Origin of the sequence: Polynucleobacter sp. AM-26B4 (assembly GCF_018882285.1) — a bacterium.
Lineage (GTDB): Bacteria > Pseudomonadota > Gammaproteobacteria > Burkholderiales > Burkholderiaceae > Polynucleobacter.
Genome location: NZ_JACVOT010000001.1, coordinates 1236605 through 1260974, shown reverse-complemented (window position 1 = coordinate 1260974; position 24370 = coordinate 1236605). Strand labels below are relative to the sequence as shown.

General features: G+C 45.4%; 25 protein-coding genes and 2 tRNA genes. 14 read left to right on the top strand and 13 right to left on the bottom strand.

The window, feature by feature from the left end; translation table 11 throughout:
* The first annotated feature begins 9 nt into the window (after positions 1-9).
* From ICE88_RS06360 to ICE88_RS06345, 4 genes are read left to right on the top strand one after another with little or no spacing between them, the layout of a single operon-like run.
* On the top strand, positions 10-591 hold the full coding sequence (locus tag ICE88_RS06360) for an RNA polymerase sigma factor (RefSeq protein ID WP_216251918.1): 582 nt from the start codon (positions 10-12) through the stop codon (positions 589-591).
* Complete coding sequence (locus ICE88_RS06355) at positions 588-1064, top strand: DUF3619 family protein (protein ID WP_216250693.1); 477 nt, start codon at positions 588-590, stop codon at positions 1062-1064. Before ICE88_RS06360 ends, ICE88_RS06355 begins: the two co-directional genes overlap by 4 nt.
* 2 nt (positions 1065-1066) lie before the next feature.
* Positions 1067-1567: a DUF3106 domain-containing protein gene (locus ICE88_RS06350; RefSeq protein WP_216250691.1), complete on the top strand. Its 501-nt coding sequence runs from the start codon at positions 1067-1069 to the stop codon at positions 1565-1567.
* A gap of 5 nt (positions 1568-1572) precedes the next feature.
* Positions 1573-2160: an RDD family protein gene (locus ICE88_RS06345; RefSeq protein ID WP_370624434.1), complete on the top strand. Its 588-nt coding sequence runs from the start codon at positions 1573-1575 to the stop codon at positions 2158-2160.
* Here ICE88_RS06345 and ICE88_RS06340 read toward each other — a convergent pair.
* The 4 genes from ICE88_RS06340 to ICE88_RS06325 all read right to left on the bottom strand — a co-directional run bounded on the left by ICE88_RS06340 (position 2116) and on the right by ICE88_RS06325 (position 6526).
* Positions 2116-2505 (bottom strand): group II truncated hemoglobin, encoded by a 390-nt coding sequence (locus ICE88_RS06340; protein ID WP_216250688.1) that lies wholly within the window; start codon positions 2503-2505, stop codon positions 2116-2118. The genes ICE88_RS06345 and ICE88_RS06340 overlap by 45 nt on opposite strands.
* Before the next feature lie 19 nt (positions 2506-2524).
* Positions 2525-5020: an ABC transporter permease gene (locus ICE88_RS06335; RefSeq protein WP_216250685.1), complete on the bottom strand. Its 2496-nt coding sequence runs from the start codon at positions 5018-5020 to the stop codon at positions 2525-2527.
* Between the two features lie 140 nt (positions 5021-5160).
* Entirely contained in the window at positions 5161-6084 is a 924-nt protein-coding gene (locus ICE88_RS06330) for a tripartite tricarboxylate transporter substrate binding protein BugE (RefSeq protein ID WP_216251911.1), read from the bottom strand.
* Between the two features lie 365 nt (positions 6085-6449).
* Positions 6450-6526, bottom strand: a tRNA-Arg gene (locus ICE88_RS06325).
* A gap of 20 nt (positions 6527-6546) precedes the next feature.
* On the opposite strand from ICE88_RS06325, the gene greB reads away from it, so the two are divergent.
* Positions 6547-7032, top strand: coding sequence for a transcription elongation factor GreB (greB, locus tag ICE88_RS06320; RefSeq protein ID WP_216250680.1), 486 nt, complete (start codon positions 6547-6549; stop codon positions 7030-7032).
* Here greB and ICE88_RS06315 read toward each other — a convergent pair.
* From ICE88_RS06315 to ICE88_RS06300, 4 genes are all read right to left on the bottom strand, one after another.
* Complete coding sequence (locus tag ICE88_RS06315; RefSeq protein WP_216251907.1) at positions 7010-9304, bottom strand: RelA/SpoT family protein; 2295 nt, start codon at positions 9302-9304, stop codon at positions 7010-7012. The genes greB and ICE88_RS06315 overlap by 23 nt on opposite strands.
* Positions 9301-9504 carry a DNA-directed RNA polymerase subunit omega gene (gene rpoZ, locus ICE88_RS06310; RefSeq protein ID WP_088813555.1) on the bottom strand — a complete coding sequence of 68 codons (204 nt, stop codon included), beginning with the start codon at positions 9502-9504 and terminating at the stop codon, positions 9301-9303. Before rpoZ ends, ICE88_RS06315 begins: the two co-directional genes overlap by 4 nt.
* A 67-nt stretch (positions 9505-9571) precedes the next feature.
* A complete protein-coding gene (gene gmk / locus ICE88_RS06305; protein ID WP_216250677.1) occupies positions 9572-10204 on the bottom strand; it encodes a guanylate kinase in 633 nt (210 codons plus the stop codon).
* A 30-nt stretch (positions 10205-10234) separates the two neighbouring features.
* Complete coding sequence (locus ICE88_RS06300) at positions 10235-11155, bottom strand: YicC/YloC family endoribonuclease (RefSeq protein ID WP_216250674.1); 921 nt, start codon at positions 11153-11155, stop codon at positions 10235-10237.
* Positions 11156-11177: 22 nt separating this feature from the next.
* On the opposite strand from ICE88_RS06300, the gene rph reads away from it, so the two are divergent.
* Genes rph through hemW form a run of 3 tightly spaced genes read left to right on the top strand, consistent with a single transcriptional unit; the run spans position 11178 to position 13780 of the window.
* Positions 11178-11909, top strand: a complete 732-nt coding sequence (rph, locus tag ICE88_RS06295; protein ID WP_216250672.1) for a ribonuclease PH — start codon at positions 11178-11180, stop codon at positions 11907-11909.
* Positions 11909-12541: an RdgB/HAM1 family non-canonical purine NTP pyrophosphatase gene (gene rdgB / locus ICE88_RS06290; RefSeq protein ID WP_216250670.1), complete on the top strand. Its 633-nt coding sequence runs from the start codon at positions 11909-11911 to the stop codon at positions 12539-12541. The genes rph and rdgB overlap by 1 nt, the downstream gene beginning before the upstream one ends.
* Positions 12542-12550: 9 nt before the next feature.
* Positions 12551-13780: a radical SAM family heme chaperone HemW gene (gene hemW, locus ICE88_RS06285; RefSeq protein WP_216250665.1), complete on the top strand. Its 1230-nt coding sequence runs from the start codon at positions 12551-12553 to the stop codon at positions 13778-13780.
* An 82-nt stretch (positions 13781-13862) separates the two neighbouring features.
* Here the strand turns inward: hemW and ICE88_RS06280 are convergent.
* Positions 13863-13952: transfer RNA gene (locus ICE88_RS06280), tRNA-Ser, on the bottom strand.
* Between the two features lie 84 nt (positions 13953-14036).
* Here ICE88_RS06280 and pgi point away from each other — a divergent pair.
* Together pgi and ICE88_RS06270 are read left to right on the top strand one after the other, a co-directional pair.
* The gene (pgi, locus tag ICE88_RS06275; RefSeq protein ID WP_216250663.1) at positions 14037-15494 is read left to right on the top strand and encodes a glucose-6-phosphate isomerase; all 1458 of its coding nucleotides are present in this window, start codon (positions 14037-14039) and stop codon (positions 15492-15494) included.
* A gap of 36 nt (positions 15495-15530) precedes the next feature.
* Positions 15531-16946, top strand: a complete 1416-nt coding sequence (locus ICE88_RS06270) for a phosphomannomutase/phosphoglucomutase (protein ID WP_216250660.1) — start codon at positions 15531-15533, stop codon at positions 16944-16946.
* An 88-nt stretch (positions 16947-17034) separates the two neighbouring features.
* On the opposite strand, the gene panD is transcribed toward ICE88_RS06270, so the two are convergent.
* A complete protein-coding gene (gene panD, locus ICE88_RS06265; protein ID WP_216250657.1) occupies positions 17035-17403 on the bottom strand; it encodes an aspartate 1-decarboxylase in 369 nt (122 codons plus the stop codon).
* 96 nt (positions 17404-17499) lie between these two features.
* Here panD and ICE88_RS06260 point away from each other — a divergent pair, with 96 nt between their 5' ends.
* Positions 17500-17847, top strand: a complete 348-nt coding sequence (locus ICE88_RS06260) for a polymer-forming cytoskeletal protein (RefSeq protein WP_216250654.1) — start codon at positions 17500-17502, stop codon at positions 17845-17847.
* A 20-nt stretch (positions 17848-17867) separates the two neighbouring features.
* Positions 17868-18293 carry a polymer-forming cytoskeletal protein gene (locus tag ICE88_RS06255; RefSeq protein ID WP_216250652.1) on the top strand — a complete coding sequence of 142 codons (426 nt, stop codon included), beginning with the start codon at positions 17868-17870 and terminating at the stop codon, positions 18291-18293.
* 109 nt (positions 18294-18402) lie between these two features.
* Here ICE88_RS06255 and ICE88_RS06250 read toward each other — a convergent pair whose 3' ends face one another.
* The gene (locus ICE88_RS06250) at positions 18403-18831 is read right to left on the bottom strand and encodes a polymer-forming cytoskeletal protein (RefSeq protein ID WP_215290123.1); all 429 of its coding nucleotides are present in this window, start codon (positions 18829-18831) and stop codon (positions 18403-18405) included.
* 113 nt (positions 18832-18944) lie between these two features.
* Between ICE88_RS06250 and nadA the strand changes: the two genes are divergently transcribed.
* Both nadA and nadC read left to right on the top strand, forming a co-directional pair.
* Positions 18945-20057 carry a quinolinate synthase NadA gene (gene nadA, locus ICE88_RS06245; protein ID WP_216250649.1) on the top strand — a complete coding sequence of 371 codons (1113 nt, stop codon included), beginning with the start codon at positions 18945-18947 and terminating at the stop codon, positions 20055-20057.
* Between the two features lie 58 nt (positions 20058-20115).
* Positions 20116-20973, top strand: a complete 858-nt coding sequence (gene nadC / locus ICE88_RS06240; protein WP_216250647.1) for a carboxylating nicotinate-nucleotide diphosphorylase — start codon at positions 20116-20118, stop codon at positions 20971-20973.
* Positions 20974-21017: 44 nt separating this feature from the next.
* Here nadC and nadB read toward each other — a convergent pair whose 3' ends face one another.
* Positions 21018-22634: an L-aspartate oxidase gene (nadB, locus tag ICE88_RS06235; RefSeq protein WP_216250645.1), complete on the bottom strand. Its 1617-nt coding sequence runs from the start codon at positions 22632-22634 to the stop codon at positions 21018-21020.
* Positions 22635-22695: 61 nt separating this feature from the next.
* Entirely contained in the window at positions 22696-24303 is a 1608-nt protein-coding gene (locus ICE88_RS06230; protein WP_089516397.1) for a peptide chain release factor 3, read from the bottom strand.
* Positions 24304-24370 lie beyond the last annotated feature (67 nt).

The following is a 24370-nucleotide window of genomic DNA, read 5'->3' as shown; positions in this document are numbered from 1 at the left end:
ATAGAGGTCATGGCTTCTGCAAAAGAACTGTCCGACTTCCTCAAAGGAGTCGAGGCAAAATCCTTCAAACGTACCGTATTCTCTACGCGGGACGAGGATGCAGCCTTGGATATCGTGCAAGACAGCATGATGAAACTGGCTGAGAAGTATGGCGACCGCGATGCTGCAGAACTGCCCTTGATTTACACCCGAATTCTTCAAAATACGACCTTGGACTGGTTCCGACGTCAAAAAACCCAAAATATCTGGGTCAGCCTCTTCTCATCCATGAGGGGTGGCAATAAAGATAATTTGGATGACTCTGATTACTCAGATCCTCTCGAGTTCCTTGATTCTTCAGAAGAAAATCTAGGTTTTGAGGATGGCGCGACGATTTTAGAGCGTCAACAAGTGATCAAAATCATCGAAAATGAGATTTCAAAACTACCTTCACGTCAACGCGAAGCCTTCCTCATGCGTTATTGGGATGATCTGGGCATTTCTGAAACAGCCAAATTAATGGCTTGCTCAGAGGGTAGCGTGAAGACACACTGCTCTCGAGCATGCTCTTTTTTGGCGAAAGCCCTTAAAAAACAAGGATTTAAATTGTGAGTAAGCACTATCAAACCCCTCAAGTCGATGGCAACCAAGAGTTGCAGGTGGCTCTACTTACCCGCGATTTACTCAATGAAGGTGCTGCAAATCTGCCAGCACACATCTCAAATCGTCTTGAAAATGCCAGAAAACTGGCTTTGGCAGCAAAATTAGAAGAACGCAAACCATTCTGGTCACACAACTGGGTCAGAGAGAGTTTTAAAAACTCAAACTCAACAGGCTCGGATTGGCGCAACCGTGCATGGGGTGCATTTGGTGCCGCCCCCATCTTGGCTTTGGCTTTTGGCATTGTTTTGATTTCGAATTGGCAACAAGATGAGCGCATCTTAGATATCGCCAAGGTTGATAGCGCTATTTTGGTCGACGTTGTTCCACCACATGCCTACAAGGATGATGGCTTTGTTCGATACCTGATCACCAATGGCAAAGATTTGGCTGTTGCAGAAGATGAGGAAGAAGAAAAGATCTGATCATGTCTTTTTCATCTTTCTTTAAATCCTTCACAAACATGAAATGCCAAAATCGGTATATCTGTTTAAGCCGTTGCCTAATTTCACACATCACTGTTTTTGTTTTTATTCTTTTAGCTTACCCCGTGGTGGCTAATGCGCAAAACTGGTCAGCACTCAATGAGGATCAACGCTTGATTTTGGCACCGCTTGAGGAAGATTGGTCGAGCCTCACTGTTGCTCGTCAAAAAAAATGGGTGGATGTGGCGAATCGCTATCCATCAATGTCTGATACCGAAAAAAGTACCTTGCAGTCTCGCATGTCAGAGTGGGCTAGTTTATCGACGCATGAGCGCCAGCGTGCCAGAGATAACTACCTGCGCATCATCAATATTTCACCTGAGAAAAAAGCAGCTGCCTGGGAAAGTTATCAGCAACTATCGGCTGAAGATAAAAAGTTATTGGCGCAAAAAAGAGCTCAAACAAGCAAACCAAGCGCAGTCACTTCACCAACGCTAAAATAGCGTTTGTGAAAGAATCCAATCAGTTCATCCCCCTTCCCGCAAGTTACTTAAAGTCGCTGCCAGTACCGACGATCAAACGTCGCATTGCCTTGAATCTTTATGAGATGTTGGTTTTGTTTGGCGTCTTGGCGTTTACCTTTTTGGTGCCGCACTTGATCATCGGGGTTTTGTTTGAGGTCACAGCACCCCCTGCCATTTTGATGGCTCACATGTACCTTGTCTTGGCTTTTTACTTCATGTGGTACTGGACCAAAACAGGGCAAACGCTCGCGATGCAAACTTGGCGCATTCAGTTGGTGAGTGAAGATGGTGCCATCATGAAACGTTCGCAAGCATTGATGCGCTTTGCGATAGGTTCACTGTGGTTGATACCTGCCGCCTTATTACTCTTCATCAATATCAAAATGAATCCATCGGCCAGCATGGGTGGATCAGTTTCAATTATTTTCTTTTCAATTACTTTATTTTTGTGGCCGCTATCAGCCATCTTGGATAGAAAGAATCGCCAATCGATTCCTGACCGCTGGTCTGGTACTCGCCTGGTTCAATTACCCAGCACGATTCCTCATCCAGTCAGCAGTAGTAAAGAATGATTGCATCAGGCGTTCAAATAGAATGCCATTGATGCCAACGTCTTTCATCGCTTGACGCATGCACTGCAACCACTGATCTCTTTCAGAAATACCAATTGAGAATGGCAAATGTCTGGCTTTGAGTCTTGGGTGTCCGTATTGCTGAACAAATAAATCTGGGCCACCCATCCAACCACTCAAGAACATGAACAACTTTTCTCTCGATGAAGTTGAATCAGCAGGATGCATGAGTCGTATCCCCTGATAATTTTCTTCTAGATCCATCAGGTCGTAAAAACGATCGACTAACTCACGTAGCTTCTCAGCTCCGCCAATTAACTCATAAGTGGTTTGTTCTTGTGACATATCTTTATTTTATTCTTGATTAAAGACTTCTGAGCACTTCTGATGCCGACGTATGAGAAATCTTTCTCTGTAACCACAGACCACCCAATACGCAGGCAGAAACACCAAACACAACACCATAAACAATCACGATCCATGGAATTGGTAAATTGAATTCAAAGACATGGGTGGCCAAAGCCCAACCCACACCAATGGCGCCCAAGGAAGCCAAGAGCCCTGAAATAAAACCAATCACAGTCAACTCGGTATAAAAAGCACGCCTGATTTGAGCATGACTGGCCCCCAAGGTTTTGAGTAAACCTGCATCCTTGAGACGCTCATCTTGAGTCGATGCCAAAGCAGCGGCTAATACCAAGATGCCAGCAATCACCGTGAAGCCAAAAAGTAATTCCACAGCTGCTGATAATTTATTCAATACATCCTGTACTTGATTTAAAGCAGACTCCACATCCACAACCGTCACATTAGGAAATTGCGCCACGACAGAAATATCCAAAGGCAACACTTGTGGCACCAGAGGTCCTTGCTTATAGGCCGTGATCCAAGTTTGAGGCATTTCACTGAGAAGATGCGGTGGCAAGATCGCAAAGAAGTTAACGCGCATGCTGCCCCAATCAAGTTCTCTGATGGAGGTGACCTTTGCCTTCACAGGTATACCTGCGATATCAAAGACTAAGCTGTCACCTAACTTTAAAGACAGCGTTTTAGCCAAACCTTTTTCAATCGATACTTCTGGCATGCGCGTGTTGCCATGCCAAGTTCCTGCGGTCACTTTATTTTTATCTGGTAAGTCTGCGGCGTATGAAAGATTGAATTCTCTATCCACCAAACGTTGCGCGCGTGAATCTGCAAAATCTTGCGGCAACACCACTTGATCATTGATGTGCGTTAAACGACCGCGCACCATGGGATACAAGACAATTTTCTTAATGTCAGCGTTCAATAATTTTTGCTCAATGGCTGATTTTTGTTCTGGCTGGATATTGATCAAAAATCGATTGGGTGCATCCGGCGGAGAACTGCCTTTCCATGCACTCATCAAATCTTGTCTGACCACAGCCAAGAGCAATAGCGCCATGATGGCAATCGCTAATGATGCTATTTGTAAACCAGTGAACAAAGAGCGTCTGGATAAAGACTGCCAAACAAATCGTTGCACAACGTGCTGACCTAACCATGAATGCTCTGCCATCTTGGCAGTCAATTTGATCAACAACCAAGAGACCAAAATAAAGACGCCGGCTGCCAATGAAAAACCGCCCAAAGTTAAAACAGCTAATTTGACATCTTTAGCAACACTCAAGAGCAACACGAAGAAACTAATCAATCCGAAAAACATCAACAGCCAAGAGGCGGGATGCCTGACTGAGATATCACGACGAATCACTTTGAGTGGTGAGATATCACTCAAATACAGTAATGGCGGCCAAACAAATCCGATCAACAAAACCACTGCCACCAGTAAAGACCAGATCAATGGCCAGATGGATGCTGATGGCAAATCAGCCACCAACAAATCACCCAAGAAGAAAAGCAAGCCTTGATGACCGATCCATCCTAAGAATGCACCTATGGCTCCACCCAAAAGCGCAATCACCATGCTGGCTTTGAAGTGCTCAAGCAACACTTGGCGCTTGTTAGCGCCCAAGCATTTCCAAATTGCTGTTGGATTGGCTTGCTTGCTGGTGTAGCGTTTGGCTGCTAAAGCCATTGCCACAGCAGCGACCATGGCCGTCAAAATGGCCACCAGTGATAAAAACTTTTCAGCGCGATCGAGTGTTGCTCTCATCAAGGGTTGACTGTTATCAACCCCTTCAATTTTGATACCCCTTAATTGCTTGGCATCGATTTCTTTTTGAGCCCACGACAAAAATGCATTGACCGTTGGTTCTTGACCAGCAATCAAGAATCGATAAGTCACCCGACTACCAAAACCAATCAGCTGAGTTTTAGATAACTCATCGTCACGCATCATGACCCGTGGTGCAAAGTTTAAGAAACCAGCACCCTTATCTAGCTCTTGAGTTAACAAAGCTTCAATCACAAAACTGCTTGACCCCAAGGTGATGCGATCTCCCAACTTTGCAGAAAGACCTGCCAATAGAGCAGGCTCTACCCACACGGACCCTGGCGATGGTGTTGCACGTGCGCTTGCGCCCTTGATGTCTAGAGCATCTTTAGAGATCTTGATACTCCCCCTCAGCGGGTATGCCTCTGTGACTGCTTTTAAAGCCACTAGGCGGGTATTCGAGCCAACGGATGACATCGTGGGGAACACCGTGGTCTTGGCCGTTAGCAACCCTTGTTTGGCAGCCTCTTGTTCAAAAAGGATTGGTAAGGGCTGATCACTCTGAATCAAAGCATCTGATGCAATCAATTGCTTGGCATCTCTCTCAAACGCTCTTTGCATGCGATCTGCCAAATAAGCCACGCTGCTCAAAGACGCCACGGAAACAACCAAGGCGGCTAAAAGCCAAGCAAACTCAATAGATCTGAAAGAACGGGGAAGATTCATTGCAACTCAATATCAGCCAATTAGTGATTTAGGCACTAGGATAGTGGTTGTTCACTAAAAGTGTGCAAGCTTGCAATACCCCAGATTGATCAAGGTCATCTAATAGCCACTCAAGGGCAGATGACTGAGCTTGATGAGAATTAATTCAATGTGAGACCAAGCTTGGCAACAATATCGCGGTAGATGTCATATTCAGCTTTGATTTCTGCTGCGAACTGTTCTGGACTATTGGCCACAATGATCGACCCAGTGTCTTCAATGCGCTTTCTCACTGCAGGATCTTGTAGAACTTTGATCACTCCTGCGTGAATCTTTTCCACAGCTTCTCTTGACATACCAGCTGGACCGATCAAACCATAGAAAGCCATGCGATTCACTGGAGTCAAACCTACTTCTGCAAATGTTGGCACATGAGGCAAGCTACTCAATCTTTTTGGAGCAGCCACAACCAATGGCAGCAAACGACCATCTTTAATAAAAGGATAAGCTGATGGCAAATTATCGTAAATGATGGGTACTTTTCCTGAAACCGTATCGACCAAAGCTGGTCCAGCTCCGCGATAAGGCACATGAATCATTTGAGCACCAGTCAAACTTTTAAATAATTCAGTTTGTAAATGACCAATGCCGCCGGAGCCTGAAGTTGAATAACTGTACTTACCAGGATTCTTTTTAATTAACTCTAAAAATGATTTGTAATCTTTAGCGCTGAATTTTGGATACACAGCAATCACATTGGGTGTTGCTGCGATGTTAGTAATAGCCTGAAAATCTTTGATCGGGTCGTAACCAATTTTTTTATTGATCGCTGGACTTGAAGCAGTGGTTGAGACTGTCGCGATGCCAATCACATGCCCATCCTTACCGCCCCTCACGATATCCAATGCACCGATGGATCCACCAGCGCCCGCTTTATTTTCAACAACAACAGGTTGACCAAGAACTTTACTCAAAGGTTCGGCAATGGCGCGTGCGATGATATCTGTGCTGCCACCAGGTGCGAATGGCACGATCAAACGAATCTGTTTTTGCGGGAATGACTGCGCATGGGCCATGAATGGCATGAAAACGCTCACAAGCGCAATGATGAAAACAGAACGTAGCAAACCAACTCTCCCTCAAAGACATGTCCTGGTAATTTCGTGACACATGCCCCAACCCAATTGAATGCATTTTTAAATTCAATGCTTATCAATTCTTATTTCAATAATTTATATTCGGGAGATATTTAAACACAGTTACAGGGGCATTCAAAGCCAAATCAACATCGCCATACAGGTACCCAACAATTGATGAAAAAGATACTTTGTAGGTGTTTTGTAGGTAATTTTTTAGACCTTGTGTTTTGAGACGCAGCTTGGGCTCTCATTGGGAGAATGAAGCAGCTTGAATGAAAAAGGGCCTAGCTTTACACTAGGCCCTTCTGTTTTGGTGCGGCTGGCAGGAATTGAACCCACGACCCCTTGGTTCGTAGCCAAGTACTCTATCCAACTGAGCTACAGCCGCATTAAGACCGACATTATGCCATGGAAATCAAAAACTACATAACTCCTGCTGGTCACCAGCGCATGAAAGATGAACTTTTGCATCTCTTGGATGAAGAACGCCCAGAAATTGTCAAAATTGTTTCATGGGCTGCCTCGAATGGTGATCGCTCTGAAAATGGTGATTATCAGTACGGTAAAAAGCGTTTACGTGAAATCGACCGTCGTATTTATTTTCTGACCAAGCGCTTAGAAGATGTCTTGGTGGTTGATCCTGAGGCAAGAGATAAAACTGACCAAATCTTCTTTGGAGCAACGGTTTGTTATGCAGATGAAACTGGTCAAGAAACCACCATTGCGATTGTGGGTGTTGATGAAGTCGACATGGAGAAAAATCATGTCAGTTGGATTTCACCGATTGCCAAAGCCTTCATCAAAGCAAGAGAAGGCGACACAGTTAATTTACAAACGCCTGAAGGTTTGAAAGAGCTTGATATCTTAAAAGTTACTTACCAAAAACTCGAGTGATTTTTAGAACGTCTTGATTCTGTCTTAAGCGACGCATGACCTTGGCCAAGTGATAACGGCTTTCCACCTGAATCACAAAGCGAATACCCACAGCAGATTCACTGAAGCGATCATCCATTGCCACGTGAGCAATATTGGCATCAGCCGATGTCAATGTGCCAGCAATGCGAGCTAAAACACCTTTGGCATTTTTGACATCCACACGAATCGCCACATCAAAACTTCTTTGAATATCTTCTGCCCAAATCACATCGACCCAATGATCTGGATCACGGTGATGCAATCTTTGAGCTTGGCGACATTCATGCGTGTGAATTTGTAAGCCCTCACCTTTACCAAGGTAACCCAAGATGTTGTCACCAGGAATTGCATGACAGCAAGCAGGGAAAGACACTGACTCACCGGCATTGCCATCAATCATGATGGCTTGCTTGTGCTCAGGAACATCATCAGATGAGGTCTCCCACTCAGCAGTGTCCAAGCGCATTTGTTCCGAATGGCCCTTGCTCTCTCGAATGATCATTTCAATTCTTTTTGCCATCACCGCAGGAACGCGATGACCCATGGCAATGTCAGCACACAATTCTTCACGACCTTTACTGCCGGTCCAATGCAAGAGCTTTTCCCAAATATCATCTGTGACCAGAGCTGCATCACCACCTTGCTGACGCAGCGCTTGAGACAACAAGCGCTCACCCAACTGAATTGCCTCTGAGTAACGTCTGGTTTTGAGGTGATGACGAATCGCTGCACGAGCTTTGCCAGTTTTAACAAATGTGAGCCAAACAGGATTCGGTTGTGAATTAGGCGTTGAGCTGATTTCGATGATGTCGCCGTTCTTTAACTCTGTTCTTAATGGCAACTGCACGCCGTTCACTTTGGCACCAACACACTCGTTACCTAAGTCACTGTGCACAGCATAGGCGAAATCCAATGCTGTGGCGCCCCTTGGCAAGGCTCTGATTTGTCCTTTAGGCGTGAACACGTAAACTGCATCTGGGAATAAATCGATTTTGACGTGTTCCAAGAATTCTTGAGAGTCGCCACTGTTGTCTTGAATATCCACCAATGATTGCAACCATTGATGAGCTCTGGTTTGCATTTCAGTGAGATGGTCATCACCATCTTTGTAGGCCCAATGTGCAGCAACGCCCTCTTCTGCCACGCGGTGCATGTCTTGGGTACGAATCTGAAACTCCACCGGCATACCAAAAGGGCCCACCAAAGTGGTGTGCAGTGATTGATAGCCATTGAGCTTAGGGATGGCAATGTAATCTTTGAACTTGCCAGGCATTGGCTTATACAAGGCGTGCAAGACGCCCAGCGCTCGGTAACACTCATCAATTGATTTGACGGTGACACGGAAAGCGTAAACATCCAAGACTTGAGAGAAGCTCAAATGCTTTTGACGCATCTTCATGTAGATGCTGTACAAGGTTTTTTCTCTACCGCGCAAATCAGCCTCAAGACCTGACTTACTCAAAGTCATGCGCGCAGCATCCAAAATCTTACTCACCATTTCTTTGCGATTACCCCTGGCTTTTTTAATTGCCTTATCCAAGGTGGCATATCTGAATGGTGATGAATGTCTGAAGCTTAAATCTTGCAGCTCTCTGTAAACCAAATTCAAACCAAGGCGGTGAGCAATTGGTGAATATATTTCTGCAGTTTCAAGAGCGACTCTTTTGCGCTTGGCCAAAGTGGTTGCATCCAGGGTGCGCATATTGTGTAAACGATCTGCCAACTTCACCAAAATCACTCGAACGTCTCTGGCCATGGCCATGAACATTTTTCTAAAGCTTTCAGCCTGCGCTTCTGCCTGACTTTGGAACTCAAGCTTGTCTAACTTGGTTAAACCTTCCACCAATTCAGCCACTTTGCCGCCGAAAATTTCTACCAACTCTTGGCGAGTACTGCCTGTATCTTCAATCACATCATGCAATAAGGCGGCCATGATGGATGGGGCATCTAAGCGCCAACTAGCACATAGTTCGGCAACGGCTAAAGGATGGGTGATGTAAGGCTCGCCACTCTGGCGATATTGACCTAGATGAGCAGAGTCTGCATATTGAAATGCTTTTTTGACCAAAGCAATTTCATCAGGTTTTAAATGAGAGATTTTTTCGATAAGGCCGGCAAGAGAAACAACTTGTGGCTTTGGGGGATGAGCCGGCTGGGATGTGGGTCCGAATAAATGCCGGCTTGACTGCTCCAGGATGGCGGCTAGGATGCCTTGGGCATCTGGGTTTGGCGCCACCGTGTCACCTCTTATAGAGGTACTTTAACCAACATGTCTCGATCTGTAACGCCAGCAGCCACTTCACGCAAAGCAATCACGGTTGGCTTGTCCTTAGCGTTCACTCTAGGAGCATGGCCTTGCGCTAATTGACGAGCGCGATAGGTAGCAGCTAGAACCAATTCAAATCGATTTGGGATGGTTTTCAAACAATCTTCTACAGTAATACGGGCCATGTGTTTAACTCAAAAAGTACTAGGAATACCTAAAGGATAACTCACTTGGGCAAAAGTGACAGAAAGTTCACTTTTGATTGTTTGTGGCACCGAGCTCTTGAGCTAATTTTTGATGTCTGGCCAACTGAGAATTCTTGCGCAAACGACTCGCTAAAACCACATGATTTAACTCAGCCAAGGCTGTTTCAAAATCATCATTGATCACCAAGTAATTGGCTTCAGCCACATGCGTTAATTCTTCCTTGGCGGCAGCCACGCGTTTTTGAATGGTGGCCTCATCATCTTGAGCACGGTGTTTCAAGCGATCTTCTAGCGCCTGTATTGATGGCGGCAAAATAAAAATCCAAATCGCTTCAGGAATGATGGCTTGAACTTGACGCGCTCCTTGCCAATCAATTTCTAAAATGACATCTCTGCCATTTTTCATTTGAGACTCAATCCAAGATTTGGATGTGCCGTAGTAGTTGCCGTGCACTTTGGCCCACTCTAAAAAATCACCGGCTTCTTTGCGCTCTAAAAATTCTGCTTCACTGAGAAAATTGTATTCACGACCATTCACTTCACCAGGCCTTGGGGCACGTGTGGTGAACGAGACAGATAAACCAATACCAGCATCTTGCTTGAGAAGTGCATTGACCAAGGAGGATTTGCCTGCCCCAGAAGGAGCAACCACCATCAACATGCTACCGGTATAAGTCATGAGACGCCCTCTAAAACCTCAGTTAAAACATTACTCAAGATTTTGCACCTGCTCACGCATTTGCTCAATCAATAATTTGACTTCAATCGAGGCATTACTGCTTTCTTGAGACACTGACTTAGATCCCAGCGTATTGGCTTCACGATTCAATTCTTGCATTAAGAAGTCCAAACGCTTGCCAACCGGTCCACCCTTCTTAAGGGCTGACTCAACAGCGTCCAAATGTGTTTTAAGACGCTCAAGCTCTTCAGCCACATCAATACGAACGCCATACAAAATAACTTCTTGTTTGATACGTTCTGAAACGTCATTTTTTGCCACAGCCTGACCTTGTGCATCAATGCCTGTGAGTATTTCAGTCAAGCGCTCTGTGAGCTTGGCTTGATGTGCGGCAATGATTTGAGGAATCAATGGCTTTAATTGCTCAACAATCGCACGAATGCCATTCACACGCTCCATCAAGATTTCAAGCAGAGCCTTGCCTTCGCCCTGACGACTACCCTTAAGAGCTGTCAGAGCCTCTGTGGCAGCTTCCAAAGTCAGCTTGCGCCAGAGTTCGTCATCCACATTCTTTTCATTGATCACACCTGGCCAACGCAAAATCTCACCCATGCGCATATTTCCCGCATTCGGCATTTCTTTCAAAACAGCAGCTTCTAGCGCTTTGAGGCTTTTCAGACTGTCTGAATTTAATAAATCTGTGGATTGAGTCGAGGCCTCTGTTTCACGGTGGACATTGATGCGGAACTCCACCTTGCCACGGCCCAACTGTTTGGTGACCAATTCGCGCAAAGACATTTCTGCAGAACGGCACTCTTCAGGTGAACGTATGTTCAAATCTAGGAAACGACTATTTACTGAACGGCATTCAACCGCTACAGTTGCATAGACTCCGCCACCCAGGTCTAATTGTCTGGAGGCACTACCAAAACCGGTCATACTTTCTATCATTCATCCATTGTAAAGTCCTAACATGACAATATCCAAACGCCCTAGTAATCGCCAAGCCGAAAATCTTCGCCCAATTGCCATCATTCGTGGCTTTACCAAGCACGCAGAAGGCTCTGTATTGGTGAAATTTGGCGATACACACGTGCTTTGCACGGCGTCCATCCTTGAAAAAGTACCCCCTCACCAAAAAGGCAGCGGCGAGGGTTGGGTCACCGCAGAATATGGCATGTTGCCTAGGGCCACCCATACCAGGGGCGATCGTGAAGCCGCTAAGGGCAAGCAAAGTGGTAGAACCCAAGAAATTCAGCGCCTGATTGGCCGCTCCATGCGCAGCGTGTTTGACCTCAAATTACTGGGTGAAAGAACCATTCATTTGGATTGCGATGTGCTTCAAGCCGATGGCGGCACCAGAACAGCAGCAATCACTGGGGCTTTTGTGGCCGCCCGTGATGCCGTCAATCAACTATTAGAAAAGAAACTCATTGCTCAAGATCCGATCAAAGATCATGTGGCGGCTATTTCAGTGGGCATTTATCAAGGCACGCCTGTGCTTGATTTGGATTACGCCGAAGACTCTGCTTGCGACACAGACATGAACGTTGTGATGACTGCTCAAGGTGGCATCATTGAAGTTCAGGGAACAGCCGAAGGTCCAGCGTTTTCTAGAAAAGAACTGGATCAACTTTTGAACTTGGCTGAGAGTGGCATCAAAGAATTGGTGAAACTTCAAAAAGAAGCTTTAGCAAAAAAATAATGTCTTCGAAGAAAATTGTCTTAGCTTCCAACAATTCTGGAAAAGTTAGAGAATTTAACGCTTTACTCAGCCCACTTGGCTTTGAAGTAACGCCACAGGGTTTGCTGGGCATCCCATCCTGCGAAGAACCCTTTCCAAGCTTTGTTGAAAATGCCATTGCGAAAGCCAGGCATGCCAGCAAACTGAGTGGTTTACCCGCCCTTGCAGATGACTCTGGTATTTGTGTTGATGCACTCGGTGGTTTGCCAGGAGTCTTATCAGCCAGATTCGCTTTGAGTGATCAAAAGAAAGATCCTTCAGATGCTGATAACAACGCTTTGTTGATTAAAAAGTTAAGTGGGGTCGAGCAACGAAGCGCTCACTTCACTTGCACCTTGGTGTTCCTCAATTCAGCGGATGATCCAGAGCCTCTGATCGCGGTCGGTCACTGGCATGGTGAAATCCTCGAGGCCCCACAAGGTGAACATGGCTTTGGCTACGATCCTTTGTTCTTCATTCCAGCGCTTGGTAAAACAGCGGCTGAATTAAATGCTGAAGAGAAAAATCAAATCAGTCATCGTGGGCAAGCACTGAATATCTTGGTTCAAGAGTTGAATAAAAAGTTAAACAAAAAAATTGGCCTGTCACGCTGACACTAAACGATGCTGACATCATTGCCCCCTTTATCTCTTTACGTTCACATCCCATGGTGCATTAAAAAATGTCCTTACTGTGACTTCAATTCTCATCAAATCAAAGATGTCAAAGAAGCTAAAGATACAAAGAGCAATGTGATTGAGATTCATCAGACCAACCAGACCAACGAATCAAACGAAGCCAAGCAAGGCTTTGATGAAAAAAGATATCTTGAGGCCCTGCGTTTAGATTTACAGAGCACGCTTCTCAAAGTTTGGGGTCGCAGAATACATTCAATTTTCATCGGTGGCGGCACACCCAGTCTTCTTTCTCCAGCGGGATTAGATCAACTGTTGTCCGATATACGCGCACTTCTGCCAGTGAATGCAGACGCTGAAATCACGATGGAAGCAAACCCAGGTACTTTTGAAATTGAAAAATTCAAAAGCTATGCTCAAAGTGGCATCAACCGTATTTCACTCGGCATTCAAAGCTTCAATGATGAGAAGCTCAAAGCATTGGGCCGCATCCATGACTCAGCTCAAGCCAAGGCCGCCATCCATGCAGCCATGGAACTCTTTGATCAGGTCAATCTTGATTTGATGTATGCCTTGCCCAATCAAACTCTGGATGAGGCCATTCAAGATCTAGAGCAAGCCTTGGCATTTAAAACGCAGCACCTGTCTCTTTATCACTTAACGCTTGAACCCAATACATTGTTTGCGAAATACCCACCGGCCATTCCTGATGATGACAGCGCGTTTGAGATGCTCGATGCCTTGATGGAAAAGCTGAATGGTGCCGGGTATGAGCGTTATGAAATTTCTGCATATGCCAAAAATGGCAATCGTTGCCAACACAATATGAATTACTGGAAGTTTGGTGATTACATTGGCATTGGTGCTGGGGCGCACGGCAAGATTTCTGCTCACAACCAAATTGCCCGACAAACCAATGAGCGCCATCCAGATACTTATATGCAAAAGATATTCAATCAAGGCCATGCACTGATTGAAGAGCGCATCTTAGGCAAAGATGATCTACCTTTTGAGTACATGCTCAACACTTTGAGGTTGATTGATGGTGTGCCCACCCATGAGTTCAAAGAAAGAACTGGTTTGGAAATCAGTGCTATCAATGGCCCGATTCAACAAGCCTTGAAAAAAGGTTTGTTAGATGAAGACCCCAGCACTTTGAAAGCATCAGCATTAGGTATTCAGTACCTGAATGATTTGCAGATGTTGTTTTTGAAGTAAGCGATAAGCCACAAATATCAAAGACAAGAATAAATAGACATAAAAAAGCCCCCTGGCTTTTCAACGAGGGGGCTTTCGGGTCTGGCGGAAGCTGTGAGATTCGAACTCACGGAGGACTCGCATCCTCGGCAGTTTTCAAGACTGCTGCATTCAACCACTCTGCCAAGCTTCCAAAACAGCGGTGATTATAAGGTATCTGAAACCAAGCGCCATTTTTTTTCATTTTATGGGCTCTGAAACTTGTTAAAATCAATAAATGTCTAAATTAATTAGCGCTGTAGACCTTGCTCTAGATACCGCCTACCAACAAATCACTGATGCCGAATGGCAGCAATTGTTTGAGTTGGCAGCAAGCCGTGGTGTTTTTGAAAAGCGCGATGCGATCTTTTCGGGCGGTGCCGTTAATCAATCAGAAGGCCGTTCCGCCCTTCACCCAGCTCTTCGAAACTTATCAGACCAGCCCATGATGGTGGATGGTGAAGATGTCATGCCCCAAGTTAAAGCAGTTTGGCAAAGGATGGAAGGGTTTTGTAATCAATTGATCGGCATCACCGATGTGATTTGCATCGGTATTGGTGGTTCAGATTGGGGTCCGCGCTTGGTGTGCGACGCGCTGTATCAAGTGAATCCAAATCTGGGTAAAGCGATTCGTTTGCATTTTGTGGCAAACGTCGACAGCGCTGAATTAGCCACCACTTTGTCAAAAGCTCAACCTCGCAGCACCAGAGTTCTGATCACATCCAAAACTTTTACCACCCTTGAGACCATGAGAAATGCTCAAACGGTCATCAATTGGTTAAAGCTGAACAATGTCAATGCATCTCAACTCAAGAAGTGTTTGATTGGTATTACTGCAAACCCAGAAGCTGCTGAAGCTTTTGGCATTGCCCCAGAGAATATTTATCCATTTTGGGATTGGGTCGGTGGTCGCTTCTCAGTGTGGTCAGCCGTTGGCTTCCCGATTGCCATCAAGTTTGGCTTTGCTACCTACAAACAATTTTTAGCTGGTGCTTTTGCGATGGATCAGCATTTTGTGAATGCTCCAGCAAAAGAAAACATGCCACTAACCTTGGCATTGACTTTGATTCACAATCAACGCAAACATGGCATCACTGCTAAAGCGATTGTTCCCTACGCCCATGGCCTCAGATTTTTACCTGAGTGGTTACAGCAATTAGAAATGGAAAGTCATGGCAAGAGCGTGACTGTCAACGGCGAATCATGTGACCCAACATCACCCGTGGTGTTCGGAAGTGCTGGCAGCAATTCTCAGCACAGCTATTTCCAAATGCTTCACCAGGGTACACAAATCATCCCAGTGGACTTCATCGCAATCAAACAAGCGATGAGCGATTTACCTGAAGCCAAAGAACATCATCAATCTTTGATTGCTAACTGTTTGGCCCAGGCGCAAGCTTTGGCCAATGGATCCGAAGAAGAGTTCGCTTATGACTCTTGTCCTGGTGGTCGTCCAAGCAACTTGATTTGGCTACCGAAACTCGATGCTTATTACTTAGGTGCTTTGTTAGCGCTCTATGAACATCGTGCACTTTGCTTAGGGGCCATTTGGGGTCTCAATAGCTTTGATCAACCAGGGGTTGAACTAGGTAAAAAATTAGCCAAACCGATTCAAGCGGCGCTCAAAGGTGACAACCCATCATTGGATGGCATTGATGAAATCACGGCTGCTCGCATCAAGTGGCTCAACTCTTAATTCTTAACGCCCAACTCCTAAATCAGTAGAGAGCTCATGGAACTATCTCCTTCAATTTTTAAAGCCTATGACATTCGTGGTGTCATCGATAAAACGTTAGACCCAAGCGTTGCCAAACTGATTGGCCAATCTTTTGGCAGTGCGATGCGCGAGATTGGTGAAACAGTTTGTGTGGTGGGCCGTGATGGTCGATTGTCTGGTCCAGCCCTGATGGCAGGTCTCACAGAAGGTCTTTTATCTGTTGGTGTGGACGTGATTGATTTAGGCGTTGTGGCAACGCCCATGGTTTACTTCGGCACCAACATCAAGATCAATGGTCAGCAAGCCAAGTCTGGAATCATGATCACAGGTAGTCACAATCCACCGGACTACAACGGCTTTAAAATGGTTTTAGGCAGTTCTGCCATTTATGGCGAACAAATACAGGCCTTGCGTGAGCGCATCATTGCCAAGCAGTTTGCAACTGGCTTGGGCAAGCGTTCTGAATACGATATCTTTCCTGAGTATTTAGCGCGCATTGTTGGCGATGTGAAGCTTCAGAGAAAAATCAAGATCGCTGTTGATTGCGGCAATGGTGTTGGTGGTGCATTTGCTGGAAAACTATTCAGAGCCCTTGGTTGTGAAGTTGAAGAATTGTTTTGCGAAGTTGATGGAACTTTCCCAAATCACCATCCTGATCCAGCTCATTTGGGAAACCTACAAGATTTGATTAAAAATCTTAAAAATACTGATAACGAAATCGGTCTTGCCTTTGATGGTGATGCAGATCGTTTAGGGGTTGTGACAAAAAGTGGTGAGGTGATATTCCCGGATCGTCAGATGATGTTATTTGCCAAAGATGTTCTTGGTCGTAATCCTGGCGCACAAATTATTTACGACGTGAAGTGCACGCGCAATCTAGCCACCTATATCAAGCAAGCCGGTGGCGAACCATTGATGTGGAAAACAGGTCACTCACTGGTCAAAGCAAAACTAAAAGAAACAGGTGCTCCTCTTGCAGGCGAAATGAGTGGTCACATTTTCTTCAAAGACCGCTGGTATGGTTTTGATGATGGTCTTTACACGGGCGCACGTCTTCTAGAAATTCTGAGTGGTGAAAAAGATCTCAATGCCACCTTGGAAGGACTTCCTAATGCGATCTGTACGCCTGAGCTACAAATGCCGTGCGCAGAAGGTGAGCCTTTTATCTTGCTCGACAAGATCAAGGAAAAAGTGGCCGAAGGTAAATCCTTGGGCACGAACACATTGTTCCCAAGCTCTGAATCCATCAACACCATTGATGGCGTGAGAGTTGAATACGCAGATGGCTTTGGCTTGGCTCGCCCATCAAACACCACGCCGATCGTGGTGATGCGTTTTGAAGCCGATAGTCAGGAGGCCATTGAAAGAATCCAAGCTGAATTCAAACAAGTGTTCTTGGGCATCAAGCCAGATGTAAAGATGCCTTTTTAAAGAGTTTTTAAAGTTTCAATAAGTCAAAAGGCAGCCATGGCTGCCTTTTTGCTTTTTATTACCAAACTACTTTTAATCACCAGAACTATTAAATGGTGATTTTCTTAATTTCTTTGATTTTGTTCTTGTCATTTACCAAGATAACTTTCGGGATAAATGTTTTGGCATCTGCCTCAGACATTGGGCCATAAGTACAGATGATCAATAAGTCACCCACATGAGCCTTGCGTGCAGCAGCGCCATTCAAGGAAATAGCGCCAGAGCCACGAGCTGCTTTGATGATGTAGGTTGAGAAGCGTTCGCCATTATTGATGTTGTAAAGCTCAATGCGCTCGAATTCACGCATATCAGCCGCGTCTAATAGATCTTCATCAATACCGCATGAACCTTCGTACTCTAAATCGGCCTCAGTCACCGTTACACGGTGTAATTTGGCACGCAACATCACTCTTTGCATAATTTTCCCTCCGGGTGCGGATTCTACCTTGTGGAATGGCTATTCGCTGTAAAATTTAGCAGGTATGATGATTAAATCGAATTTTTAGGGGTTTTTATGGCTGATAACAATCAAAACGGCTGCTTAACTGTTGGCGAAGGCGTTAAATTAACTGGCAATTTTGTAGTTCCTGACATTGCTTCCATTTCAGGAACCATTGAAGGTGAACTCACTGCTCGCGAGATTTTGGTTGGCAGCACAGGCGTTCTTAAAGGCAAAGTAACTGCGGACGTGGTCGATGTACGCGGTGAAATCCATGAAAACCTAACGGCTAATAAGTCTTTGTTTATTCGCTCTACAGGTAAGGTGATTGGCACGGTTCAATACACTGAAATTGAGATTGAAAAAGGTGGTGATTTACAAGGTAACCTCGCAAAATCAGCCAACGGTTATAGCGCTTCTTAAGCATTTTCTAGGATATGAATATGTTTAGTAAAAAAACAGAGAATGAAAATTCTGAATTTTCATCAGAAGAGTCTATTTCAAGTGAAGCGGTTGAAGGGAATGAGAATTTTGAGTCCGGCACTCAAACTTCAAGTGTTTCTCTAAAACCATCCATCATCAGTGAAGGTTTTGAGTTCACGGGTGACATGAAATCAGGTGGCTCGATCACAGTGGATGGCACATTCAAAGGTAATCTATCAGTTCAAACATTATTGATTGGTGCTGGTGGCTTTGTGGATGGAACAGTTACTGCGGACAGCATCAACGTTAAAGGCAAGCTTTCTGGAACAGTGAGCTGTCGTGACTTGGTGATCGGTGGACGTGCGACTGTTGATGGCACGCTGAACTACACAAGCATCACAATTCAACGAGGCGGCACTATCAAGGGCGATTTAAAGCGCAAGTGATTAGCACCTCAATAAGTAAAAAAGCTCACTGATGTGAGCTTTTTTACTTATTGAGGCCTTAGATCTGAATTTTTACAATTTTTATATTTCAGTTTTTATTTTTTATTGCTTAACGACGCTCTTGCACGGCACGAATCACATCCGATGCTTGATTAGCTGATTTTTTATCCACACCCTGAATCACCAAACCAATCACACGCGCACCGTGCTCAATGCCGATCGAGCCATAAGTGACATCACCACGCACTTGAGCAGTTTGATGAAACTCAACACGCTCAGTTGCGTAGATATTACCTTCTACCTTGCCAGCGATCATGACGCGATAAGCAAAAATATCACCGATCACTTCACCGTCTTCGCCGACAGCCACAGTGACTTTTGAATTTTCTTCACTTTCAATATTGCCAACCACTTTGCCATCGATGCGCAGGCTCTCACCAACGACCATGCGGCCATAGATTTCTGATGTTTTACCAATCAAAGTATCAAAACGTTCATTGGTGGGTAGCAACAAGGATGTTTTACGTTTGCCGAACATATTTATCTCCGTTATGCATTCATTCTAAATGTTTTTATACCCATGGGATGATTTTGAACCCTTGAATCAGTTAGTTTCAGGTTCACTTAAGAAAATTGCCTTAATATTCATACATGAACAAAGAATTATTCGATTATCCAAAGCAAGACGGGTCTGGTGCGACCTGCATCGCGCAAGCATGGGCGAAAGTACCTAGAGCACTGCCTGGGGAAGAAAAAGCGCAAGTTATTCAAAAGATTAAGTCTGAACTCATCAAGCAAAACGCGGTGCTTGTGGCGCATTACTACGTTGATGGGGATATCCAAGACCTTGCTTGGGAAACGGGTGGCTTTGTAGCTGATTCATTAGAAATGGCTCGTTTTGGTAAAAACCACGCGGCAAAAAAATTGATTGTGGCGGGTGTGAAGTTCATGGGTGAAAGCGCCAAGATTTTGAGCCCAGAAAAAACAGTGTTGATGCCAGATTTAGATGCCACCTGTTCTCTTGATTTGGGTTGTCCTGCAGAAGACTTCAATCAGTTCTGCGATGCACATCCCGATCGCGAAGTGGTGGTGTATGCCAACACAAGTGCAGCAGTAAAAGCCAGGGCTGATTGGATGGTGACCAGCTCTTGTGCCCTAGCGATTGTTCATGAACTGCACCAGCAGGGTAAAAAGATATTGTGGGCTCCCGATCGTCACTTGGGTCGCTATATACAAGATCAAACCGGAGCTGATATGTTGCTTTGGGAAGGTCATTGCATCGTGCATGATGAGTTCAAAGCAATCGAGCTTGAAACCCTCATCAAAAAACATCCGGATGCCATGGTGTTAGTGCACCCAGAATCGCCAGCCCATGTGGTTGATTTAGCGGATGTGGTTGGATCCACTTCTGCCATGATCAAAGCAGTGGTTGAAGGTAGTGCCAAGGAATACATCGTTGCTACAGACAAAGGCATTCTGCATCGCATGCGCCAGTTAGCCCCTGAAAAAATCTTGATCGAAGCTCCTACCGCCGGCAACAGCGCTACTTGCAAGAGTTGCGCTCACTGCCCTTGGATGGCCATGAATGGTCTTGAGGGCATTCTGAGTTGCCTAACAAATCAGTCTGGTGAAATTTTGATTGATGAAAGTATTCGATCTGATGCTCAAGTTTGTATTGAGAAAATGTTGTCTTTCACAACAAACCACCCTGAGTTGTTAGCAAAAGCTCAACATGGCTTTGTTAAAAATATCGGCGCAGCTTAATCACTTTTTTCTTATTTTCATTTAGTCTTTTTTGATTCATCTTTTTAAAGATATTTTTATGTTTGATCACAACGAATCACTCGAACAAGCTCGTGAACGCAATATCAATGATGCTCTCTTAGAAGATATTGGCACAGGTGATTGGACAGCGATGCTGGTTCCTGATTCTGGTCTCGTTCACGCCAATTTGATTGTTCGTCAAGAAGCCGTTCTTTGCGGAAGAGCTTGGTTCGAAGGATGCTTAAAAAAACTTGATCACTCAGCCACCATCACCTGGAAATACGCCGAGGGTGATTTAATGAAAGCCGACACCACTGTTTGCGAAATCACCGCCAAACCAAGAGCTCTTTTATCAGCAGAGCGCCCTGCCATTAATTTTTTACAGACTCTCTCTTGGACTGCTTCAATCACCAAACAACATGTGAAAGCCATCGAGGGTGCAAGCCCTAACAGCCATGGCTGCGCTGTTTTGGATACCAGAAAAACAATTCCTGGATTACGCCAAGCTCAAAAATATGCAGTGACTGTGGGCGGTGGCAAAAATCAACGCTTGGCTTTATGGCATGGCATCTTGATCAAAGAAAATCACATCGCTGCAGCCGGTGGCATCAGCGCTGCCATGAAAGCAGCACAAGCCCTGAACTCAGGAGTTGATATCCAAGTTGAAGTTGAAAATATGACAGAACTTCAAGAAGCTCTTTCGGCTGGTGCTAAAAGTATTTTGATTGATAACTTCAGCCTTGATCAAATGAGAGAAGCTGTGGCTTTTACCAAGGGCACCGCCTTATTGGAAGCATCGGGGGGTGTGAGCCTTGATCAATTGAAAGCCATCGCGGCAACGGGTGTGGATCGCATTTCTATTGGCAAATTGACCAAAGACGTGATCGCTGTCGACTTCTCTTTGAGAGTTCAATAACTTTAGCTGGTACCAATTAGCTTATTGCTGGCGCCAACCAATGCTTATGACTGTCTATTGATGGGCGTGAGGATGGTTGGATAAGAAACAGTCCAGCTTTGAGGGTAATCACGGCTGTAATGCAAACCACGACTCTCCTTGCGCATCAATGCAGAACGCACGATCAGTTCAGCGCAACTCAATAAGTTTCTTAATTCTAATAAATCTCGTGTCACTCTGAAGTTCGCGTAATACTCTTGCACTTCACTTTGAAGTAATTCAATGCGATGCAAAGCCCTTTCTAAGCGACGGTTGGTTCTAACGATGCCTACGTAGTTCCACATCAAAAGACGCAGCTCATCCCAGTTGTGAGCAATGACCACTGTTTCATCCGCATCTTCTACTCGACTTTCATCCCAATCCGGAACTTCTGGCATTTCTTTTAGCGGATGTTGTTTGATTTCTGCTGCGGCTGATTTACCAATCACCACACACTCTAATAATGAATTACTCGCTAAACGATTGGCACCATGCAGGCCTGTGTATGTGGCCTCACCAACCGCATATAAACCTGGTAAATCAGTTTTACCTTCTAAGTCAGTGACAACACCACCACAGGTGTAATGCGCAGCAGGCACCACTGGAATAGCCTGCTTGGCGATATCAATGCCCAATGCAGCACAACGAGCGTGGATCGTTGGGAAATGCTCTTTCAAAAAGGCCTCACCTAAGTGAGTGGCATCAAGCAAAACATAATCCAAGCCCAAGCGCTTCATTTCAAAGTCAATCGCACGAGCCACAATATCTCTTGGGGCAAGTTCAGCTCGCTCGTCATGGTTGGGCATGAAACGAGTGCCATCGGGGAGCTTTAATTGCGCACCCTCACCTCGAAGAGCTTCAGTGATCAAAAAGGTTCTATCTTGCGGGTGGTACAAACATGTGGGATGAAACTGAACAAATTCCATATTGCCCACGCGACATCCTGCGCGCCAAGCCATGGCAATACCGTCACCGGTCGCAGTTTCTGGATTGCTGGTGTAGCGATAAACCTTACCCACACCACCAGTGGCCAATACAACTGCAGATGCAGGGATTGCTTCAATTTTTCCACTAGAGATGTTGAGAGCATAGACACCGTAACAGCGCTCAGATTTTTTTAACTGTTTGTCTTTAAGGTGTCGGTTGGTGATCAAGTCCAAAGCCATCCATCGCTCTAACAATTGAATATTTGGATGCGCTCTCGCTTTATCTAACAAGACCTCATGAATCGCTTTACCTGTGGCATCTGCGGCATGAGCAATGCGACGATGACTGTGACCACCCTCTCGGGTCAAATGAAGGCCCTTGGGGCCCTGTGGATCGGTTGTGAAGGGCACGCCCTGATCAACCAACCAATCGATTGCGTCGGCACTTCTTTCAGCAATGTATCTAGCGGTGGATTCAACTACCAAGCCAGCACCAGCTTCGACGGTGTCTTTTACATGAGCATCCACACTGTCTTGCTGATCTAAAACCCCAACGATGCCACCCTGCGCCCAAGCAGTGGCTGATTCTGATAAACCGCGCTTGGCCATGATGATGACTTGACGAGACTCAGCCAGCTCCAGGGCAACGGTTAAGCCCGCCAAACCAGCGCCAATGATGACGACTGGTAAAGAATCGGAAGCAGATGTTTTAGGCATGATCAATGGTAACTTGAATAATCAATGTGCGCTGCTGAGATTAGTCATAAGATTTTCGCCATCAAGAAAGCTTGCTGGCATGCTCCCTGGTCTCATGGAACACAATTTGAGGCCAACGCTCTTGAGTAACTCTTAAGTTCACAGCAGAGTTCGCCAAATAAGCCAAATTATCTGCAGCATCTAAAGCCAGTTGATGACCTGCTGATGAGTTCTGAAAATCACTCATCATTTTTTTATCTTCACAAGTCACCCAACGTGCGCAGTTGATGCTGGCTGTATCAAAAACAGCATCAACGCCATATTCGTTCATTAAACGACTGGCGACCACTTCAAACTGCAAGGCGCCCACAGCACCAAGAATCAGATCACTGCTGTTCAATGGTTTGAATACCTGCACAGCACCCTCTTCGCCCAATTGCTGAAGACCCTTTTGAAGCTGCTTGATCTTCATTGGATTGCGAATGCGGGCAACTCTGAAAAAGTCTGGGGCAAAGTATGGAATGCCGGTGTACTGTAAAACTTCACCTTCAGAAAAGCTGTCGCCAATTTGCATATTGCCGTGATTCGGCAAACCAATGATGTCACCAGCGTAGGCTTCCTCAACCTGCTCACGACTAGAGGCCATGAAAGTCACGACGTTCGATACTTTCACTTCACGGTTGATGCGTAGGTGATTGATTTTCATACCGCGCTCAAACTTGCCTGAACAAACGCGTAAAAATGCGATGCGGTCTCGATGAGCAGGGTCCATGTTGGCCTGGATCTTGAACACAAAGCCACTGAACTTATCTTCTCTTGGATCAACAGATCTGACCGTTGCACTGCGCTCTCGCGGACCTGGGGCCCAATCTAGAAGTGCGTTGAGGATTTCTCGAACACCAAAGTTATTGATGGCTGAACCAAAGAATACGGGGGTCTGTAAACCACCCAAGAAACGCTCTAAATCAAATGGATGCGATGCACCCTGCACCAACTCCACTTCCATTTTGAGTTGTGCCATTTCATCAGGGAACATTTCATGAAGCTTTGGATTATCAATACCCTTCATCACTTGAAACTCTTGATCCGCACGATCGTTACCAGCGGCAAACAACAGAATCTCATCATTGATGAGGTGATAAACACCACGGAAATTTTTACCCATGCCGATTGGCCAAGTGACTGGCGCGCACTCAATCTTCAAGACAGATTCAAGTTCATCCAGCAATTCCATTGGGTCTCTGGTTTCGCGGTCCATCTTGTTCACAAACGTGATGATGGGGGTGTTTCTCATGCGGCAAACATTCAATAACTTGATGGTTTGCTCTTCAACACCCTTGGCGGCATCGATCACCATCAATGCAGAGTCGACAGCGGTTAAAACGCGATAAGTATCTTCAGAAAAGTCTTGGTGACCTGGGGTATCCAAAAGATTGACCACATGGTCACGGTATTCAAACTGCATCACCGAGCTGGCCACAGAAATGCCGCGCTGCTTTTCAATCTCCATCCAGTCAGAAGTGGCGTGTCTGCCACTTTTACGAGCTTTAACAGTTCCTGCCAATTGGATAGCTCCAGAGAACATCAAGAGTTTCTCTGTCAGGGTTGTTTTACCGGCATCAGGGTGAGAAATAATGCCAAAAGTCCTGCGTCTTGCGACTTCGCGGACAATATCGTTACTGTAATTCATAGGCTTTTCAATCAAATAGCCCTATAGTTTAGTTTAGAGCGCCAAAACTGGCATTAATTGAATATCA

Excerpts from the sequence above, each read along its gene's own strand:
- ICE88_RS06330 (WP_216251911.1), bottom strand. The coding sequence starts at position 6,084 with ATGCCATTCATGGCCCATGCGCAGTCATTCCCGCAAAAACAGATTCGT.
- nadB (WP_216250645.1), bottom strand. The coding sequence starts at position 22,634 with ATGCCTAAAACATCTGCTTCCGATTCTTTACCAGTCGTCATCATTGGC.
- greB (WP_216250680.1), top strand. The coding sequence starts at position 6,547 with ATGGAAATCAAAAACTACATAACTCCTGCTGGTCACCAGCGCATGAAA.
- rph (WP_216250672.1), top strand. The coding sequence starts at position 11,178 with ATGACAATATCCAAACGCCCTAGTAATCGCCAAGCCGAAAATCTTCGC.
- nadA (WP_216250649.1), top strand. The coding sequence starts at position 18,945 with ATGAACAAAGAATTATTCGATTATCCAAAGCAAGACGGGTCTGGTGCG.
- ICE88_RS06230 (WP_089516397.1), bottom strand. The coding sequence starts at position 24,303 with ATGAATTACAGTAACGATATTGTCCGCGAAGTCGCAAGACGCAGGACT.
- ICE88_RS06255 (WP_216250652.1), top strand. The coding sequence starts at position 17,868 with ATGTTTAGTAAAAAAACAGAGAATGAAAATTCTGAATTTTCATCAGAA.
- ICE88_RS06340 (WP_216250688.1), bottom strand. The coding sequence starts at position 2,505 with ATGTCACAAGAACAAACCACTTATGAGTTAATTGGCGGAGCTGAGAAG.
- hemW (WP_216250665.1), top strand. The coding sequence starts at position 12,551 with ATGCTGACATCATTGCCCCCTTTATCTCTTTACGTTCACATCCCATGG.
- ICE88_RS06270 (WP_216250660.1), top strand. The coding sequence starts at position 15,531 with ATGGAACTATCTCCTTCAATTTTTAAAGCCTATGACATTCGTGGTGTC.
- ICE88_RS06260 (WP_216250654.1), top strand. The coding sequence starts at position 17,500 with ATGGCTGATAACAATCAAAACGGCTGCTTAACTGTTGGCGAAGGCGTT.
- pgi (WP_216250663.1), top strand. The coding sequence starts at position 14,037 with ATGTCTAAATTAATTAGCGCTGTAGACCTTGCTCTAGATACCGCCTAC.
- rdgB (WP_216250670.1), top strand. The coding sequence starts at position 11,909 with ATGTCTTCGAAGAAAATTGTCTTAGCTTCCAACAATTCTGGAAAAGTT.
- panD (WP_216250657.1), bottom strand. The coding sequence starts at position 17,403 with ATGCAAAGAGTGATGTTGCGTGCCAAATTACACCGTGTAACGGTGACT.
- ICE88_RS06300 (WP_216250674.1), bottom strand. The coding sequence starts at position 11,155 with ATGATAGAAAGTATGACCGGTTTTGGTAGTGCCTCCAGACAATTAGAC.
- ICE88_RS06250 (WP_215290123.1), bottom strand. The coding sequence starts at position 18,831 with ATGTTCGGCAAACGTAAAACATCCTTGTTGCTACCCACCAATGAACGT.
- ICE88_RS06360 (WP_216251918.1), top strand. The coding sequence starts at position 10 with ATGGCTTCTGCAAAAGAACTGTCCGACTTCCTCAAAGGAGTCGAGGCA.
- nadC (WP_216250647.1), top strand. The coding sequence starts at position 20,116 with ATGTTTGATCACAACGAATCACTCGAACAAGCTCGTGAACGCAATATC.
- rpoZ (WP_088813555.1), bottom strand. The coding sequence starts at position 9,504 with ATGGCCCGTATTACTGTAGAAGATTGTTTGAAAACCATCCCAAATCGA.
- ICE88_RS06350 (WP_216250691.1), top strand. The coding sequence starts at position 1,067 with ATGTCTTTTTCATCTTTCTTTAAATCCTTCACAAACATGAAATGCCAA.
- gmk (WP_216250677.1), bottom strand. The coding sequence starts at position 10,204 with ATGACTTATACCGGTAGCATGTTGATGGTGGTTGCTCCTTCTGGGGCA.
- ICE88_RS06335 (WP_216250685.1), bottom strand. The coding sequence starts at position 5,020 with ATGAATCTTCCCCGTTCTTTCAGATCTATTGAGTTTGCTTGGCTTTTA.